The sequence below is a fragment of the Pantoea sp. 9140 genome (assembly GCF_000745295.1).
In the GTDB taxonomy this organism is placed as follows: Bacteria; Pseudomonadota; Gammaproteobacteria; order Enterobacterales; family Enterobacteriaceae; genus Pantoea; species Pantoea vagans.
In genome coordinates this window covers 1787675-1805422 of record NZ_JQNO01000001.1, presented here as the reverse complement: position 1 = coordinate 1805422, position 17748 = coordinate 1787675, and the positions used below count along the sequence as shown (strand labels likewise).

Below are 17748 nucleotides of genomic sequence, written 5' to 3'. Positions count from 1 at the left end.
AATTGTGGCAAAGGGAGAAGTTTGTCAAAGATAAAGCACGATAAAAATAACAGACAGGGCAAACATGACAGAGCAACAGGCAGTTGACCAGGCGATGCATTATTTCGATAGCGGTGAGTTTCAGCAACTGCTGGCACGGCGCGTCGCCTGTGTGACCGAAAGCCAGCACGCCAGCAGACGCACAGAGCTGGACCACTATCTGCAGCAGGAAATTGGTCCGCAGCTGGCGGCGATGGGATTCACGCTACACCCGTTTGACAATCCGCAGCCCGGCAGCCCGCCGTTTCTGATCGCCACCCGTATCGAAGATCCGTCTAAACCCACGCTGCTCTGCTATGGCCACGGCGATGTAGTGTTTGGTGACGATGAAAACTGGTGCGAAGGATTATCGCCGTGGCAACTCACAGCCGAAGGGGATCGCCTGTATGGACGAGGCAGCGCGGATAACAAAGGCCAGCACTGCGTGAATCTCGCGGCGCTAGAGCAGGTTTGGCAAGCACGCGGCGGCGTGCTGGGCTTCAACTGCAAAATCCTGTTCGAAATGGGCGAAGAGATCAGCTCGCCAGGGCTGGCTGAGATCTGCCAGCAACAGCAGGCGCTGTTAAAGGCCGATCTTTTTATCGCCTCGGATGGCCCACGCCTTAATGCGCTGCGGCCAACACTGTTTCTGGGTTCACGTGGTGCGGCGAACTTTCGTCTGACTATTCAGGCGCGTGACAACGCCTACCACTCCGGTAACTGGGGCGGACTGCTGAGCAACCCTGGTACTCAACTGGCCAGTGCGATCGCCTGCCTGGTGAATGCGCAGGGCGTATTACAAGTTGCCGCGCTGAAACCAGACTCCCTGACCGACGCCGTGCGCGCCATCCTCAGTGATATTGATGTGGGCGGCATGCCAGGCGATCCCGCACTTGCAGACGGCTGGGGCGAGCCTGGCCTGACGCCTGCCGAACGCCTTTACGGCTGGAACACCCTGGAGGTGCTGGCCTTTGAAACCGGTAATCCGACACGACCCATGAACGCCATTCCGGGCAGCGCTACGGCGGTGTGTCAGCTGCGTTTTGTGGTCGGCACCGACTGGGAAAATCTGGTGGAGCATGTCGAACGTCACCTGCATCAGCACGGCTTCGATAACGTCAGCGTGGAGTTTCTGCGCGGCTCACCGGCGACGCGGCTTGATCCGCAGGATCCGCTGGTGGACTGGGCGCTGGATACGCTGGCCCGCAGCAGCGGCAAAAAACCGGCGCTGCTGCCTAATCTCGGCGGTTCACTGCCCAATGAGGTCTTCGCCGATATCCTGGGCCTGCCGACGCTATGGGTGCCACATTCTTATCCCGCCTGCGGCCAGCATGGCGTTAACGAACATATGCTCACCTCGATTGCACGCGAAGGCCTGGCGATTATGACCCGGCTGTTCTGGCAACTGGGCGAAGAGGGCGAACAGCTGATGACGCGCCACCATCAGTGGCGGAGAGGTGAACAATGAGCAGCATCGCGCAAAGTGCCCCGCAGGTAAAACCGAGCCTGCATAAAACGCTGTTCGCCACTTGCATCGGTAACGCGCTGGAGTGGTTCGACATCGCGGTTTATGGCTTTTTCGCCAGCTACATCGCCCACGTTTTCTTTCCGGTCAGCGATCCGTCGGTGTCACTGCTGCTGACCTTTGGCAGCTTCGGTATCTCTTTTCTAATCCGCCCGCTGGGAGCCATCGTCCTGGGCAACTATGCCGACCGGTATGGCCGCAAAAAGGCGCTGCTGCTGTCGATTAATCTGATGATGCTGGGCGGGGCGATCATTACGTTTATGCCGGGTTACGCCGCTATCGGTCTGGCTGCGCCGCTGCTGATTATTCTGGCGCGGCTGATACAGGGCTTTTCTGCCGGCGGTGAATTTGGCAGTTCGACCGCCTTTCTGGTGGAGCATTTTCCCGAGCGCAAAGCGTTCATCGCCAGCTGGCAGTTCGCCACCCAGGGTGCCAGTACGCTGATGGCATCGGCTTTCGGACTGGGGCTGACACAGTGGCTGAGCGAAAGTGAGATTCAGGCGTGGGGCTGGCGCATCCCGTTTGCTTTCGGCTTGCTGATTGGGCCGCTGGGGATCTACATCCGCCGTCATGTGCAGGAACCCGCCAGCTTTGCCTCGCAGGAAAAGGAAGCCGCACCGCTGAAAACCCTGTTCGGGCGGCAGAAAGCGCTGATCACGCTGGCGATTGGCGTGATGGTAATTTCGACCGCGGTCAACTACATGCTCAACTACATCCCGACCTACGCCACTAAAACGCTGCACCTGCCGGGATCGGTCGCCTTCACCGCTACGCTGATAGCGGGGATCATCCTGACGGTGGTGACGCCCATCATGGGATTGTGGGCGGAGCGGATTGGGCGGTTGCCGCTGATGTGGGGATCGCTGCTGTTGCTGGTGGTCACTATCTATCCCGCGTTTAAATGGATGGTCGATCACACCACGCCCACCACGCTGATCCTGCTGGTGGCCTGGATGGCGCTGCTGAAGTCGATCTACTTCTCGACGGTGCCGTCGGTAATGGCGGATCTCTTCCCGGCGACTACCCGTGCCAGCGGGATGGCGATCAGTTACAACGTGGCCGTAACAGTATTCGGCGGGTTTGCCCCGCTGATTTGCAGCATGCTGATTGCCGCCACCGGCAGCAGTCTGGCACCAGGCTACTACCTGATGGCAGTGGCAGTGCTGAGCGGTATCGCGCTGCTGCGTTGCAGTAAGCGGGTGGCATAGCAAATCAGGCCCGTTGATTGGCCTTTTCAGGCAGCTGGCATAGTCACATCAGGCTCTGGCAGCAATAAAAAAGCTCAAAGTGCAGGGGACGGGGTCAGAGAAGGAAAGCGTCCCGCGTCAGGGACGACGCGGGACGAGCATGCCATGGATGGCGGATTTTGCGACTTTCCGATCTGACCCCGTTTCCTGCGCAGGCGCGATCTCAACCACGAAACGAACCAGCCTGCGTTATCAATCTCAACGGGCCGTTAAACCGACCTGCTTTTAACTGAACTGCAGATAGGCAACATGGGTCTGCAGATACTCCTCCAGACCATGTTTTCCATCGGCCCCGCCGACACCCGACTTGCGCCATCCGGCGTGAAAGCCCTGCATCGCTTCAAAGTTCTCACGGTTCACATAGGTTTCGCCAAACTTCAGTTTGCGCAGCGCGATCATCGTGGTATTGAGATTCCGGGTATAAATTGAGGAAGTCAGTCCATACTCGCAATCGTTAGCCAGGGTAATCACCTCATCCAGCGTTTTAAAGGTCATCACCGGCAGCACAGGGCCAAAAATCTCCTCCTGCATAATCGCCATATTCTGACGCACATCGGTCAGCAGCGTAGGCTGGAAGAAGAAGCCTCTCTCTCCGGCGCGCCTGCCGCCCAGAATTAATTTTGCACCTGCAGCAACGGCATCGGCCACTTTCTGCTCGACCCGATCCCGGGCGGCGGCATTAATCAGCGGTCCCATGTCGATATCACTGCGTTCGGCGGGATCGCCAAACGTCACCTGCTGAAACGCGGTAGTCAGTGCGCTGATAACCCGATCATAAATGCCTTCCTGCACATAGACGCGCTCCACGCAGTTACAAACCTGGCCGCTGTTGATCACGCGTGAGCTGATAATGGATCGCACCGCCAGATCGAGGTCGGCATCCTCCATCACGATGGCGGGCGCTTTGCCGCCCAGTTCCAGCGACACTTTGGTCACATTTTTAGCCGCGGCTTCCATGGTGGCGATACCTGCGCCGACGCTGCCCGTCAGACTCACCAGCCCGACCTTTGGATTGGCCGCCAGTTCCTGTCCCACTTCCGGTCCCAGACCATAGACAATGTTAATGACGCCAGCTGGCAGACCCAGCGTCTGGATAATCCCGGCAAACAGTGCGGCATTGTTTGGCGTCAGCTCGCTGGGTTTAATCACAATCGTGTTGCCGGTGATCAGGGCAGGCGCCGCTTTGCGGGCGATCAGGAAAAAGGGAAAGTTCCACGGTAAAATCCCGGTGGTGACGCCAATCGCTTTTTTAAACAGGAAGATGTTTTCGTTGGGCCGGTCGCTGTTGATGATCTCGCCTTCATAACGCCGTGCCCACTCCGCCATGTAATCGAGGTAGTCGGCGGTGAACAGCACTTCGGTCTTCGCCAGGCCCTGGGTTTTTCCGCCTTCCGCCACGATGGTCGCCGTCAGTTCAGGCTCGCGGTCGCGGATGGCGCTGGCGATTTTGTGCAGCCAGACACCGCGTTCAACCGCAGGCAACGCTTCCCACGCTGGCTGAGCAGCTTCGGCGGCATTGATCGCAAGGCTGGCATCCTGACGGCTGCCCTCCGGAATGCGTGACAGCAACGCTTCAGTGGCCGGATTAATGACTTCAATCCACTGGTCACCCTGATGGGCGACAAACTCGCCATTAATGTAATGTTGATGATGTGTTGTCATTCGTTTGGCTCTCCGCTATCGATACGTTGCAGTAATGTGATAGCAGGGTGAAACAGATCGCTAAGCGTGACCTTTAGCTTATTGCCAGTTTGCGCGTCCGGCTGGCAGCCAATCACAGATATCGGTGAGTTCTGCGGCAAAAACGTCAATCTGTTGTAGATTTAAAGGAGCGAAATCGTGAAAAAGGGGTTAAATAATGGCAAGCGGATGGGCAGGAGACGGCGCAGTACAGGAACAGATTGATAGCACCGTTAACGACGGGATTGAGCGGGTCAGACAATCGCTCGGGCAGGGCGAAAGCGCCACCGAATGTGAACTCTGCGGCGAACCGATTCCTGAAGCGCGCCGTCAGGCACTTAAAGGGGTGCATTACTGCGTGGCGTGTCAGGAAAAAATTGATAAACAGCAGCAGACCAGCAGCTTATATAACCGTCGTGGCAGTAAAGACAGTCAGCTGCGCTAACGCTCAGGAGCCTGGCATCGCCAGGCCGCTGCCAATAAACCACGCCAGAAAGCCCACGCCCGCTACGATGATGGCGATCGGAAACAGAATTCCAATTCTCATATTCAACCTGCTGCAAACAGCGATTTCAGGGAGCGCGATCTTATCATGAGATCTGGAGGACTGCGCGGTGGGTTTTCAGCAGGGTGAAAAGCTGGAACTGCGTTGCCTCGTTCTCCTCACGCAGCACCTCGCCTTTTTTATAAATAATATGGTGCACATGGCCGAGCTGACGCCACACCACAATCGCCGAGGCGATCAGGGCGCAATGTTGCTCCGCCTGCACACACTCAATGGTGGCATAGTGTGTTTCATCCAGACCATTCACAAACACCTTTATCGCATCTGCAGGTAGTATCGCCCGGAGATCATCCAGCATCACCCGGCTGACTGACTGCGAAAGAAACAGTGTTAACCACTTCGTTGTCATTCCAATCCCTGATCCCATCAATTTGCCCCAGTTTATACGACCTTCTCTGCGGTAAAGAAGGCTTCTTTGCCCTTTTGCCACCATACCAGTTTAAATGGCAGTCAGTTTAAAAGTGTGCTGCGCCACACAGCAAAACGATAAAAAAGTCAGAATAATAAGATACTTACCTTATTCATTGTCCGGTTATCTGACAACTGTGAAATTGTGATCCTTAACGTTAATAACGGGTAAATATTGCCACTCCGCTGCGGCTTCCGGCATTTATCCAAAGGCTGAGGGATTCCTGCAAAACGTAGACTGCCTGCTGAACGGAAGCTGACAGGTTTCCGACAGGCCTCAACCTAACCGGGAAATAACAATGAACAGCGCCATTATTGCAGGTATCTTCTGGCATTTTGTCGGTGCTGCCAGCGCCGCATGTTTTTACGCGCCTTTTAAACAGGTGAAAAGATGGTCATGGGAAACCATGTGGTCAATCGGCGGCATGATGTCGTGGCTTATCCTGCCGTGGGCGGTCAGTGCCATTTTATTGCCAGACTTCAGGGCCTATTACAGCAGTTTTACGCTGTCGCAACTGACGCCGGTTTTCCTCTTTGGCGCGATGTGGGGCATAGGCAATATTAACTACGGCCTGACCATGCGTTACCTCGGCATGTCGATGGGGATCGGTATCGCGATTGGCATTACCCTGGTGGTTGGCACGCTGATGACGCCACTCTTGCAGGGCCGTTTTGGCGAACTGTTTGCTTCGGCAGGGGGCCGGTTAACCCTGCTGGGCGTGGTGGTAGCGCTGATTGGTGTTGGGATAGTGACGCGTGCCGGGCTATTGAAGGAGCGGGCGCTGGGGATAAACGCCGAAGAGTTTAACCTCAGAAAAGGACTGCTGCTCGCGGTGATGTGCGGCATTTTCTCAGCGGGTATGTCCTTTGCGATGGACGCGGCGAAACCGATGCATCAGGCCGCCGCTCATCTGGGCATCGATCCGCTCTATGTGGCTTTACCCAGCTACGTCATCATCATGGGCGGCGGGGCACTGGTGAATCTGGCCTTCTGTTTCTGGCGGCTGGCCACCCGGCCTGAGCTGTCGGTACGTAAAGATTTCTCTGTCGGAAAGTCGCTGCTGATTGCCAATACCGCTTTTGCGGTGCTCGGCGGCACCATGTGGTATCTGCAATTCTTCTTTTACGCCTGGGGCCATGCCCGCATCCCGGCGCAGTATGACTATGTCAGCTGGATGCTGCACATGAGCCTTTACGTCCTGTGTGGTGGGCTGGTAGGTCTGCTGATGAAAGAGTGGAAGTCAGCAGGGCGTCGCCCGGTGAGCGTGTTATCGATCGGCTGTGTGGTGATCATCATTGCCGCAAACATCGTCGGGCTGGGTATGGCGGCCTGAATGCGAATACAAAGACAGTGTCTTTATAAAGAAGGCCCTTAGAGTTAGCAGAATGGCGGTCAGATCGTGCCCGCTCAGGGAACACGGTCAGATCGGAAAGACGCAAAAGCCGCCATCCATGGCCTGCTCGGCCCGCGACGTCCTGTCGCGGGACGCTTTCCTCTTCTGGCCGTGTTCCCTGCGTTTTTTAGCATAATCATTGCTGCTAATAATTCATTGGGGGAATTTCAGTGCGCTAAATTGCTTGCCGGAAGGGTGTTGAATGGGCCTCCAACACAGGCCCTTTTTAGTCAGGCTCGGTACTTTTCGAAACCTGCCGTGGCGCAATAAATCGCTGACGCCAGGCGCTGGGCGTTAAACCGGTATCACGGGCGAAGACCACCGAGAAATAGTTACTGTCATCAAAGCCACAACGGGCGGCGACCTCACTAATCAGGCAATCCTGGGTGCGCAGCAGATATTTTGCCTGGCAGAGCTGCAACTGGCGCAGGTAATGACCAATGGTCATCCCGGTCTGCTGACGAAAAAGCTGCCGCAGCGCCCGCTCGCTGAGCTGATTCTGCTGACAAAACGCCGCCAGATCAAAGGGACGTGCTAGGGCACCCTGTAAGGCTGACATCAGCAGATCGAGCTGTTCACCCTCCGGCAATGCCCAGGGACGATCGGCGGCGTAGCCATGGCGGCGCAGAATCAATGCCAGCTGTAAAAACAGTGCCTCAGAGAGCTGTACTGACAGCGGATCGCTTTTGCGGCTTTCACGCTCCAGCTGGCTGATAACGCCACGGGCCAGGGACATGCCGCGCGTGGTCAGACGCCAGCAGCCGGGCGTGTCCGGTCCCTGTTGAGGCAGCAGCTGATTCCAGTCAAGGCCAAGGCCAAAGCGGTCACGGCAGTAGAGGATATTATCCAGCACCAGATTGTTGACGCTATCGTAGCTATGGCAGTCACTGTCGCGGATATAAAAAACATCGCCGCAGGTTATCAGCCAGGGACGATCGTTGAGGACATGCAGGCCGTTACCGCGCCAGACAATCACGATTTCACTGAACTCGTGTTGATGGGGCGGAAAGGAGGGTTGGGGCATCCTTTCGGCAACCGCCACCGGTAAACTGGTAGCGGGAAAATAGTCATCCCGACTGAGTATCAATGCCATACGTTGCTCCTTTACAACATCTGCTGGCGCTCCGCTCGCGGTGCGCAGCCAAATTCGCGCCTGAACAGGGTTGAGAAATGGTTACTGTCACCAAATCCACACTGGAAGGCGATATCGGTAATTCGCATATCACTGTGACGCAGCAGATGACGAGCCTGTAACAGCCGCAAACGGTTCAGATAGCGCTGCGGCGTACTGCCGGTTTGCTGCTTCATCTGCCGATGCAGGGTTCGCAGTGACAGGGAGAAGCGATCAGCCAGTTCCTCCCAGACAATCTCGTCACTGTAATGGTCGCTAAGCCAGTCGAGCAGGCGATGCAACCGTGCTTCCTGATCCTGACTCTGCCCGTCAATACAGGCTTCCCGCAGCAACACCAGCAGCTGCAAAAAGAGCTGTTCCTGGTGCGCCTGTTTCTCCAGCGACCAGGTATCATCCTGCTGCATCTTCGCTGTCACACTCAGCGCCTGCGCCATCACTTTGTGATTGATACGCCAGTGAGAGGTGTATTGCCCGTCCTGATCGCAGGGCAACAAGGCCTGCAGCCCGGAGAGAAAGCGAAACGCGCCGGGACTGCGATAAAGCACATTTGTCAGGCAAAGATTTTCGGTCTGCTCATAGAGATGACGATCGTGATCGCGCACAAAGCAGACACAGCCTGCACACAGCGTCTGCGGCTGACCATTAAACACATGAATGCCGGAGCCTTGCTCCACCAGTACAATTTCATGAAAATCATGATGATGTTCCGGAAAAGCTGCCTGCGGTATGCGGGGTTCAATCGCTATCGCGTAATCGCCTTCGGGAAAAAAATCTGCACTGTGCAATATGGTCATCGTCGTCTCTCGCTGCTTAACAAAACCGTAACGCAGTCTAATCAGGACGCCGTTACCTTACCTTGAATTTTCAGCTGGACTCAGCAGGAATCATGCTGATTTTTCAAGAAATCCCCGGCAGTTAACAGATTTGCGGCAGGGGTCACATCGCCTCTGCTGCCATCTCTGTGATCTCCCTCACGAAGTTCTTTGCCCATCTGCCAGCCACTTACGCCTGTTGGCATTCTGGGGAAGGTGACAACCAGGCAAGATTTTTACTCTGTGACCACTTAATCACAGGGAAAAGTCGCCATGACCAGGAGAAACATTGTTGCTATCGATCTCGGCGCATCCAGCGGACGGGTCATGCTCGCCAGCTGGGATGCCGCGCAGCGCCAGCTGGCACTGCGTGAGGTCCGGCGCTTTAAAAATAAGCGCCAGCGTCGTGCCGGTTATGACTGCTGGGATCTGGTTATGCTGGAGCAGGAGATACGCGCCGGGCTGGCTCAGTTAGATGATGAAGGCGTTGTCCCTGACAGTATCGGCATCGACACCTGGGGTGTTGATATGGTGTTGCTGGATGCAGAGGGTGAGCAGGTGGGTGAAGCGGTCAGCTATCGTGATGCGCGCACGCACGGCCTGATGGAGCAGGCGCAGCATGAGCTGAGCCGCAGCGCCATTTATGCCCGAACCGGCATTCAGTTTCTGCCGTTCAATACACTCTACCAGATGCGCGCTCTGCATCAGCAGCAGCCCGACTGGCAGGCCCGCGTGGCGCATGCGCTGATGATACCTGACTACCTGCATTATCGCCTGACCGGTAATCTCAACTGGGAATACACCAACGCGACCACCACGCAAATGCTCAATATTCACAGCGGTGAGTGGGATCGCGATTTGCTCGCCTGGGCGGGCGTTGACGCGCGGTGGTTCGGTCAGCCGCAGGCACCCGGCAATACCGTCGGTCACTGGATCAATCGCGCAGGCACGGCGGTTCCGGTGATTGCCGTCGCCACTCACGACACTGCCAGCGCAGTTCTTGCAACGCCGCTGATGCAGGACGACGCCGCTTATCTCAGTTCAGGAACCTGGTCGCTGATGGGCTTCGAAAGTCTGCAGCCCTATGCCTGCGATACGGCACTGCGCGCCAACATCACTAACGAAGGCGGCGCAGAGGGGTATCGCGTACTGAAAAACATCATGGGGCTGTGGCTGTTGCAGCGTATCTGCAGCGAACTGCAGATTGACGATCTCAGCATGCTGATTGAAGAGACAGCCCGTCAGCCCGCCTGTGTTTCACTCATCAGTCCCAATGATGCGCGCTTTATCAATCCGGACAGCATGGTTAATGAGATTCAGAACGCCTGCGCAGAGCAGGGCATGCCGGTGCCCCAATCTGCCGCTGCGCTGGCTCGCTGCATATTTGACAGCCTGGCGCTGCTCTACCGTGAAGTCATTCAGGAGCTGGCTCAACTGCGTGGCAAGCCTTTCTGCCAGTTGCACGTGGTGGGCGGCGGCAGCCAGAACCGCTTTCTTAATCAGCTCTGCGCCGATGCCTGCCAGATCCCGGTACTGGCAGGCCCGATTGAAGCCTCCACGCTGGGTAACGTTGGTTGCCAGCTGATTGCCCTGGGCGAACTGACCGATGTGGCTGATTTCCGCTGCAGCGTCATTAACAACTTCCCACTCGAAAAATTCGAACCGCAAACACACAGCGTCTTCAGTGCCAGTCAGGCACGCTTCGCGACGCTGAGTCAACCCGCTAAGGAACCCGCTTATGACTAAGCAGATTGAACAGGCTTTTGAACTGGCTAAACAACGCTACGCTGATAATGGGGTTGATGTTGAACAGGCCATGCGCCAGCTGGACCGCATTCCGGTCTCCATGCACTGCTGGCAGGGTGATGATGTCCGGGGATTCGAGAACCCGCAGGGCGCACTGACCGGCGGCATTCAGGCGACCGGCAACTACCCGGGACGGGCACAGAATGCCAGTGAACTACGCAGTGATATCGACAAGGCTATGTCGCTGATTCCTGGCGCGAAACGTCTGAACCTGCACGCTATCTATCTTGAAAGCGACAAGCCGGTGGACCGGGATGCCATTGAACCTGCCCATTTCGCCAACTGGGTCGCCTGGGCCAAAGAGAATAAGCTGGGCCTCGATTTTAACCCAAGCTGCTTCTCGCATCCAAAAAGCGCTGACGGCTTTACGCTGTCGCACAGTGATAAAACCGTCCGTCAGTTCTGGATCGACCACTGCAAAGCGAGTCGCCGCATCTCTGCCTCATTTGGTGAGCAGCTTGGCACCCCCTCAGTGATGAATATCTGGGTGCCGGACGGTATGAAAGATATCACCGTGGATCGGCTGGCCCCGCGTGAGCGCCTGATGAGTGCGCTGGATGAAATCATCTCAGAAAAAATCAACCCGCAGCATCATATTGATGCGGTTGAGAGCAAGCTGTTTGGCATTGGCGCTGAGAGCTACACCGTAGGCTCTAACGAGTTTTATCTCGGCTATGCCGCCAGTCGCCAGACGGCGCTATGCCTGGATGCAGGGCATTTCCATCCAACCGAAGTAATCTCCGACAAGATTTCCGCCGCCATGCTCTATGTGCCGCGCCTGCTGCTGCACGTCAGCCGTCCGGTGCGCTGGGACAGCGACCATGTTGTGCTGCTGGATGATGAAACCCAGGCTATCGCCAGTGAGATCGTCCGTCATCAGCTGTTCGACAAAGTGCACATTGGCCTCGACTTCTTCGACGCCTCAATAAACCGGATTGCCGCCTGGGTTATCGGCACCCGTAACACCAAAAAAGCGCTGCTGCGTGCCTTGCTGGAGCCAACCGACCGTTTACGCCAGGCAGAAAACAGCGGCGATTACACCGAGCGGCTTACCCTGCTGGAAGAGCAAAAATCACTGCCATGGCAGGCGGTCTGGGAAGCGTGGTGCCTGCGCCATGACGTCCCGGCTGATGCCAGCTGGTTAGGCGATGTCCGTCATTATGAACAACAGATCTTGAGCCAACGTTAAGGATTTCACTATGCAAAGCATTCTTTCTTCCGGGTTTGTTAAGGGAATGGTCAAAGCGACCAGCGACATGTGGCTGAAGGGCTGGGACGAACGTAACGGCGGTAACGTCAGCCTCCGTCTGCTGGAGGAGGAGGTGAAACCCTTTGCCGCCGATTTCTATAAGGAACCGCGCTGCATTGAGCTGACCCAGCCTGCGCCAGCGCTGGCAAACGACTGGTTTCTGGTGACCGGATCAGGAAAATTCATGCGTAACGTCCAGCTCGATCCGGCGGATTGTCTGGCGCTGCTGCAGGTCGATGACAAGGGACTTTCCTATAAAATTCACTGGGGCCTGTCGAATGGCGGTTTGCCGACCTCTGAGCTGGCATCACACTTTCAGTCTCATGCGGTACGTAAAGCCGTCAGCAAAGGCGCAGATCGGGTGATTATGCACTGTCATGCGACCAACTTTATGGCTCTGAGCTACGTGGTTGAGATGGACTCTGCCCGCTTTACCCGTTTGCTGTGGGAAGGCAGTACCGAATGTCTGGTGGTCTTCCCGGATGGCGTGGGTGTGCTGCCATGGATGGTTCCTGGCACCGATGAAATCGGCACGGCGACTGCCGGACAGATGCAGTCACACACCCTGGTGATGTGGCCATTCCACGGCGTCTTTGGCACAGGCCCGACACTCGATGAAACCTTTGGTCTGATTGATACGGCGGAAAAATCGTCAGAAGTAATCGTCAAAGTGCTATCGATGGGCGGTATTCGCCAGAGCATCACCACCGAACAGCTGATCGCGCTGGGTAAACGCTTTGGCGTCAAGCCATGGCAACCGGCGCTGGATGTGGGCCCAGCCAATGCTGCGTAAAGCTTTTGTGATGCAGGTGAATGCCGACTGTCATGCAGAGTATGAACGTCGTCACTCCCCAATCTGGCCTGAACTGGCTGAGACGCTGAAGGCACACGGTGCGCACAACTATGCCATCTGGCTGGACGCAGAGCGGAATCTGCTGTTCGCCAGCGTTGAGATTGAATCTGAAGCACGCTGGGAAGCGGTGGCAGAAACGGAGGTGTGTCAGCGCTGGTGGGCGTCAATGAAAGATCTCATGCCGTCTAATGCAGATAACAGTCCTGTCAGTCAGCCATTAAAACCGGTGTTTTTCCTGAACTAGATGACGAAAAGGGCGGCAATGCCGCCCTGTTTTCTAGCCCCTGGCCTGACACAAGCCGGTCAGCGTTGGCCACATGGCCATCAGCGTATCAATAATACCCTCAAGATCGTCACGCTCTGCGCCTTCACGGGCCCGCACCGACATACCCTGCAACATACAACCCAGATAACGTGACAGCGCCGGAATATTCACTGCCGGACTCAGTTCGCCACGCTGCTGGCGCGCCAGCAGAAAATCACTCAGTACATGCTCCTGCGACTGATGCTGCTGTTGCAGCATGGCGGCAATCTCTGCCGAAGCCGCCGACAGGGCAGTTGAGGTACAGATAAAGAAGCATCCGCCGGGAGAGTCGCGTTCGGTAAAACAGGCCGCAGTAGAGCGGAAATAGGCCTCAATGGCCCGATCCACCGGTAACTGATCATCGCCTAATGCTGCTTCACGCCATGCGCTGAACTTCTCTACATAACGCTCCATCGCTGCGCGAAACAATCCCTCTTTATTCACAAACTCTGCATAAAGGGTTGGCGCTTTTGCGCCAGTGGCGGCGACCAGATCGGCGAGAGAGGTTCCTTCGTAACCGTGTGTCCAGAACAGGGTCAGAGCTTTATCGAGTGCAGCTTCGCGATCGAAAACTTTGGGACGGCCGCGGCATTTCTTTACATCGCAATCCTGAACCTGACTCATACACCCTCACACACAGTGAAACATCCTATTAAATTACCGATCATTATAAAAATGTGCAAGGCCCACTGAAAATGTCAGCCGAAAGCGTTGTCATTTTGTGCGCCAGCGCATTTTTACCGCCCCTATGGTTAAGTCATAAAAGAGGCTAAAGCCCATAATCACGCCACTTCGCGAATAAAATAACGCTCATTAAATAAATATTGACGACGAACCAGAACGGGGTCTATCATTTATTTAACAGTCGTTAACTAAATAGCGACAACCCAATTCAGACACACCGAATTCAAATACCGGACAGAGAGAATATTATGAAAACCATCAAAACCACCCTGGCAGCACTGGCACTTACTACCCTTGCTTTTGGCGCATCTGCCGCTGATCTCGTCACCAGCGAACCGGCTAATCAGCAGCCCGTTGGCACCATCTCAGTACTGGGTGGCACCAACCTGAGTTCTGTTGAAGCACAGCTGAGTGCCAAAGCGGATGAAGCCGGTGCGAAATCATTCCGCATCACTTCAACCAGCGGTCAGAACAAACTGCACGGCACGGCTGTGATCTATCAGTAACAGGCAGTTCATCAGATAATGTGAGAAGGGGTTCGTTATGAAACGTATCAATATGATGGTGGCGGCGGCGGTGCTAAGTGGCCTCTCCTTTGCCAGCGTGGCGGCCCAACAGGTGAGCAGCACCCCGTTGGATCAGCAAAAAATCGGTGTCATCAGCGCAACGGGCAGTACGAATCTGACCTCGCTGGAGCAGCAATTGTCAGAGAAGGCCAGCGATGTCGGCGCAAAGTCTTTCCGCATCACTTCGACCTCTGGCAGCAACAACCTGCATGGCACAGCCATTCTTTATAAGTAACCGGCGCTATAAATAATCATAAACAGGCTTCAGATAAACCCACTTATCTGAAGCCTTTTTTATTTGGTACGGCGCTGATTATCCGTTGCTGCGTAACTGCGGATAGCGTCGGAAAATATAAACACACCACAGCAACGCCACCAGACCAATCATCCCGCCGACATTCCCCACTTCCGCCATGCTCAGATGGAGACTGACCTGATTGCCCAGCAGCGCGCCCGCGCCAATACCGATATTGTAGATACCGGACATCAGGGACATCGCGACATCCGTGGCATCCGGTGCCAGCGAGAGCACCCGCACCTGCATACCCAGCCCAATCATCATCATTGCCACTCCCCAGACAACGCACAGCGTGGAGATAGCGGCAGGGCGAACGGCGGCAAAGATCAGCAGGCCCATGCAAAGGGTGATCAGCGCAATGGCGGCAATCAGCAGGGCGGAAGGAAATTTGTTACCCAGCGTACTGAAGAGCAGGCTGCCGACAATGCCCGCTGAACCAAACAGCAGCAGCAGCAGGGTTGTGAAATTGCCGCTGGAGTGGGCGACGGTCTGCATAAATGGCTCTATATAGCTGTAGGCGGTGTAATGCGCGGTCACCACCAGCGTCACCAGCAGATACATGCTGACCAGCGCCGGACGGCGAAACAGCATCGGCACACTGCTCAGCGAGCCGGTATGCTCACTTGGCAGGCGCGGCAGAATACGCACCAGCATGATCATCAGCACCAGTGCCGACAGACCAATCGCGCCGAAAGTGGTGCGCCAGCCAAGATACTGTCCCACCACGCGGCCAATCGGCACGCCCAGCACCATCGCCAGCGCGGTACCGGTCGCCAGCATACTCAGCGCCTGGGTTTTCTTACCCGCCGGGGCAACACGAATCGCCAGCGAGGCGGTGATCGACCAGAACACCGCATGAGACAGAGCGATGCCGACGCGCGACACCATCAGCGACCGGAAATCCCAGGCGACGGTTGAAAGCACGTGGCTGACGATAAATATCAGGAACAGCACGCCCAGCAGCAGCCGTCGCTCAATATTGCGGGTCAGCAGCATCAGCGGCAGTGAAAGCAGCGCGACGACCCAGGCGTAGATGGTCAGCATGATCCCGACATCAGCCGTCTGCATTGAAAAGTCAGCAGCAATATCAGATAACAGGCCAACCGGCACGAACTCGGTGGTATTGAAGACAAATGCGGCGATGGCCAGCAATACCACGCGTAGCCAGGCAGTTTTACGTGAAACAGTTGTTGGTTGCATGAGGAGTCAAGTCAGTCAGTACAGCGAAATCGGATGTGGCAGAAACATCCAGTGAAAGTGACCTGCGTCACAAATTACTGACTATTGTAGTGAATAAAGCGGGAAGCGAAACCTTATAAATGCCTTTTATTGCTGATTTTTTATTATCGCCCTGTGACAGGGCGATAGCCTGAGGTTATCGAGGGCGAAGCGGTGCAGACATCATTCAGAGCAGGGGTTTGCCCTCAGGCAGAATGTAATTGAACAGCACAGCGGAAAGCGTTTTACCTCCGTACTGTCCAGTCGATTAACGCGATGGTGGAGTATGTTTCAGGGCCACGCTGAGCTGACTGGCCTGCGGGTCGCTGTGATTAAGCGGACAGCAGTTTTCGCAGCCGATGGCGCCCGCATAATATTTTTTTGCCTGCAGAATAGCGGCGTTCACATGATAAAAACTGCCCAGAAACAGTCGGTTATCCATGTCGGGAAGATGGGGGCAGCCCGCGGCATGAACAACATGATTATCGTTATATCCCGATTGTTTATTAACGTAATAGTAGAGAGCCACAGGCGTTCCTTGTTGCCGTGTTAAAAGGCAAAGCAGATGAATTATTACAATAAAAAGGATTATAGCGGGAAAAGCACGTTTTGTTTGTTATGGATCTGAAGGGAATGTTCAGCGTGACAAGCTGCCAGACCCGCCGGAGAGGTCGGGGCCTGGCATGAGAAAAATCAGTCAGAGTCTTTTACTATGCAGACGCCAGGCAACCAGCAGCGCCAGGATTAACAGGACGCTGATAAACAGCGTGATTCCACTCCAGCCGAAATTATGCCAGAACAGACCGCCCAGCGTGCCCGCCACGCTGGAACCCACATAGTAGCTGAACAGATAGAGCGACGAAGCCTGCCCACGCGCCCGGCGTGCACGGGGACCAATCCAGCCGCTGGCGACCGCATGGGCGGCAAAAAAGCCGGCGGTGAACAGCATCATTCCGGGCAGAATCAGCCAGAGCGAGTCGAAGGCAGTGACCAGCAGACCCAGCAGCATGATGGCTGTCGCGCCCAGCATCACCGGCCCGCGTCCCAGGCGACTGGTCAGCGCACCCGCTTTAGGTGAACTCCAGGAGCCGGTGAGATAGACCACCGACAACAGACCCACCACGGCCTGGCTGAGATGCCAGGGCGCATCCAGTAAACGGTAGCCGATATAGTTAAACAGGGTGACAAAGGCACCCATCAGCAGAAAACCTTCGGCAAACAGCCAGGGCAGGCCCGGATCGCGCCAGTGCAGCCGGAAGTTAATCAGCAGATTGCGCGGGCGCAGCGTAATAGGGCGGAAATGACGCGATGCAGGCAGGATTTTCCAGAACATCAGTGCTGAAGCCAGCGAAAAACAGCCAATCACCGCCACGGCGATGCGCCAGGAGAAGAGGTCGGTCAGGACACCGCTTAACAGACGCCCGCTCATCCCGCCAATGGAGTTACCGCTGATATATAACCCCATCGAAAAGGCGACGACCCGCGCATCCATCTCCTCGCTCAGATAGGTCATACCGACCGCCGCAACACCGCTGAGCGACAGTCCCATCAGCGCCCGCATAATCAGAATGCCGTGCCAGCTGGTCATGGTGGCGGAGATCAGCGTGCAGATGGCCGCCAGCATCAGAGCGGTCACCATCACCGATTTTCGCCCGATGGCATCAGAGAGCGGCCCGGTCACCAGCAGACCCAGCGCCATCAGGCCGGTAGAGATAGAGAGCGAAAGACTGCTGGTCGCCGGAGAAATACCAAACTGCTGTGACAGCACCGGCAGAATCGGCTGCACACAGTAGAGCAGGGCAAACGTCGCCAGCCCGGCAGAGAAAAGCGCCAGCGTGACGCGCATAAAAGCGGGTGTTCCCCGCCGGATATAACCAGCTGCGGCAACGGACGCCTGCGGTTCAGTCACCGCTTTCTCATCCACTGTTGCCTGTATTGAGCGACTCACACATCTTCCTCATAGTCAGAAACCTGTCGTCAGCTTAGGAA

Annotated in this window: 19 protein-coding genes; 10 read left to right on the top strand and 9 right to left on the bottom strand. The window is 55.9% G+C overall.

The window, feature by feature from the left end:
* Positions 1-64: 64 nt before the first annotated feature.
* Both FA92_RS08565 and FA92_RS08560 read left to right on the top strand, forming a co-directional pair.
* Positions 65-1486: a M20 family metallopeptidase gene (locus FA92_RS08565; RefSeq protein ID WP_033783164.1), complete on the top strand. Its 1422-nt coding sequence runs from the start codon at positions 65-67 to the stop codon at positions 1484-1486.
* Entirely contained in the window at positions 1483-2751 is a 1269-nt protein-coding gene (locus FA92_RS08560; protein WP_013357932.1) for an MFS transporter, read from the top strand. The genes FA92_RS08565 and FA92_RS08560 overlap by 4 nt, the downstream gene beginning before the upstream one ends.
* Positions 2752-3015: 264 nt before the next feature.
* Here FA92_RS08560 and aldA read toward each other — a convergent pair whose 3' ends face one another.
* The gene (gene aldA / locus FA92_RS08555) at positions 3016-4452 is read right to left on the bottom strand and encodes an aldehyde dehydrogenase (protein WP_033783162.1); all 1437 of its coding nucleotides are present in this window, start codon (positions 4450-4452) and stop codon (positions 3016-3018) included.
* Between the two features lie 196 nt (positions 4453-4648).
* Between aldA and FA92_RS08550 the strand changes: the two genes are divergently transcribed.
* Positions 4649-4915 carry a DksA/TraR family C4-type zinc finger protein gene (locus FA92_RS08550; protein WP_013357929.1) on the top strand — a complete coding sequence of 89 codons (267 nt, stop codon included), beginning with the start codon at positions 4649-4651 and terminating at the stop codon, positions 4913-4915.
* A 3-nt stretch (positions 4916-4918) separates the two neighbouring features.
* Here FA92_RS08550 and FA92_RS23260 read toward each other — a convergent pair whose 3' ends face one another.
* Positions 4919-5017 carry a YoaK family small membrane protein gene (locus tag FA92_RS23260; RefSeq protein WP_008925225.1) on the bottom strand — a complete coding sequence of 33 codons (99 nt, stop codon included), beginning with the start codon at positions 5015-5017 and terminating at the stop codon, positions 4919-4921.
* Positions 5018-5060: 43 nt separating this feature from the next.
* Positions 5061-5384 (bottom strand): hypothetical protein, encoded by a 324-nt coding sequence (locus FA92_RS08545; RefSeq protein WP_013357928.1) that lies wholly within the window; start codon positions 5382-5384, stop codon positions 5061-5063.
* A gap of 358 nt (positions 5385-5742) precedes the next feature.
* On the opposite strand from FA92_RS08545, the gene rhaT reads away from it, so the two are divergent.
* Positions 5743-6777: an L-rhamnose/proton symporter RhaT gene (rhaT, locus tag FA92_RS08540; protein WP_013357927.1), complete on the top strand. Its 1035-nt coding sequence runs from the start codon at positions 5743-5745 to the stop codon at positions 6775-6777.
* Positions 6778-7063: 286 nt separating this feature from the next.
* Here the strand turns inward: rhaT and rhaR are convergent, their stop codons facing one another.
* Both rhaR and rhaS read right to left on the bottom strand, forming a co-directional pair.
* Positions 7064-7930: an HTH-type transcriptional activator RhaR gene (rhaR, locus tag FA92_RS08535; RefSeq protein ID WP_013357926.1), complete on the bottom strand. Its 867-nt coding sequence runs from the start codon at positions 7928-7930 to the stop codon at positions 7064-7066.
* Between the two features lie 11 nt (positions 7931-7941).
* The gene (rhaS, locus tag FA92_RS08530; RefSeq protein ID WP_033783160.1) at positions 7942-8763 is read right to left on the bottom strand and encodes an HTH-type transcriptional activator RhaS; all 822 of its coding nucleotides are present in this window, start codon (positions 8761-8763) and stop codon (positions 7942-7944) included.
* 291 nt (positions 8764-9054) lie between these two features.
* Here rhaS and rhaB point away from each other — a divergent pair, with 291 nt between their 5' ends.
* The 4 genes from rhaB to rhaM are packed head-to-tail and all read left to right on the top strand — an operon-like array spanning position 9055 to position 12933.
* Positions 9055-10527, top strand: coding sequence for a rhamnulokinase (gene rhaB / locus FA92_RS08525; protein ID WP_033783158.1), 1473 nt, complete (start codon positions 9055-9057; stop codon positions 10525-10527).
* On the top strand, positions 10520-11776 hold the full coding sequence (locus tag FA92_RS08520; protein ID WP_033783156.1) for an L-rhamnose isomerase: 1257 nt from the start codon (positions 10520-10522) through the stop codon (positions 11774-11776). Before rhaB ends, FA92_RS08520 begins: the two co-directional genes overlap by 8 nt.
* Positions 11777-11786: 10 nt before the next feature.
* Entirely contained in the window at positions 11787-12629 is an 843-nt protein-coding gene (rhaD, locus tag FA92_RS08515; RefSeq protein ID WP_033783155.1) for a rhamnulose-1-phosphate aldolase, read from the top strand.
* Positions 12619-12933: an L-rhamnose mutarotase gene (gene rhaM, locus FA92_RS08510; RefSeq protein WP_033732737.1), complete on the top strand. Its 315-nt coding sequence runs from the start codon at positions 12619-12621 to the stop codon at positions 12931-12933. The genes rhaD and rhaM overlap by 11 nt, the downstream gene beginning before the upstream one ends.
* Positions 12934-12966: 33 nt before the next feature.
* Here the strand turns inward: rhaM and FA92_RS08505 are convergent, their stop codons facing one another.
* Positions 12967-13617: a TetR/AcrR family transcriptional regulator gene (locus FA92_RS08505; protein WP_033732736.1), complete on the bottom strand. Its 651-nt coding sequence runs from the start codon at positions 13615-13617 to the stop codon at positions 12967-12969.
* 308 nt (positions 13618-13925) lie between these two features.
* Here FA92_RS08505 and FA92_RS08500 point away from each other — a divergent pair, with 308 nt between their 5' ends.
* Both FA92_RS08500 and FA92_RS08495 read left to right on the top strand, forming a co-directional pair.
* Positions 13926-14183, top strand: a complete 258-nt coding sequence (locus FA92_RS08500; protein WP_013357919.1) for a DUF1471 domain-containing protein — start codon at positions 13926-13928, stop codon at positions 14181-14183.
* Between the two features lie 37 nt (positions 14184-14220).
* Positions 14221-14478, top strand: a complete 258-nt coding sequence (locus tag FA92_RS08495; RefSeq protein WP_013357918.1) for a YdgH/BhsA/McbA-like domain containing protein — start codon at positions 14221-14223, stop codon at positions 14476-14478.
* A gap of 78 nt (positions 14479-14556) precedes the next feature.
* On the opposite strand, the gene FA92_RS08490 is transcribed toward FA92_RS08495, so the two are convergent.
* The 3 genes from FA92_RS08490 to FA92_RS08480 form a co-directional block, all read right to left on the bottom strand.
* Positions 14557-15741 carry a sugar transporter gene (locus FA92_RS08490; protein ID WP_013357917.1) on the bottom strand — a complete coding sequence of 395 codons (1185 nt, stop codon included), beginning with the start codon at positions 15739-15741 and terminating at the stop codon, positions 14557-14559.
* Positions 15742-16027: 286 nt separating this feature from the next.
* Positions 16028-16288, bottom strand: a complete 261-nt coding sequence (locus FA92_RS08485) for a hypothetical protein (RefSeq protein ID WP_033732735.1) — start codon at positions 16286-16288, stop codon at positions 16028-16030.
* A 168-nt stretch (positions 16289-16456) separates the two neighbouring features.
* A complete protein-coding gene (locus FA92_RS08480) occupies positions 16457-17707 on the bottom strand; it encodes an MFS transporter (RefSeq protein ID WP_033783152.1) in 1251 nt (416 codons plus the stop codon).
* Positions 17708-17748: the final 41 nt, after the last annotated feature.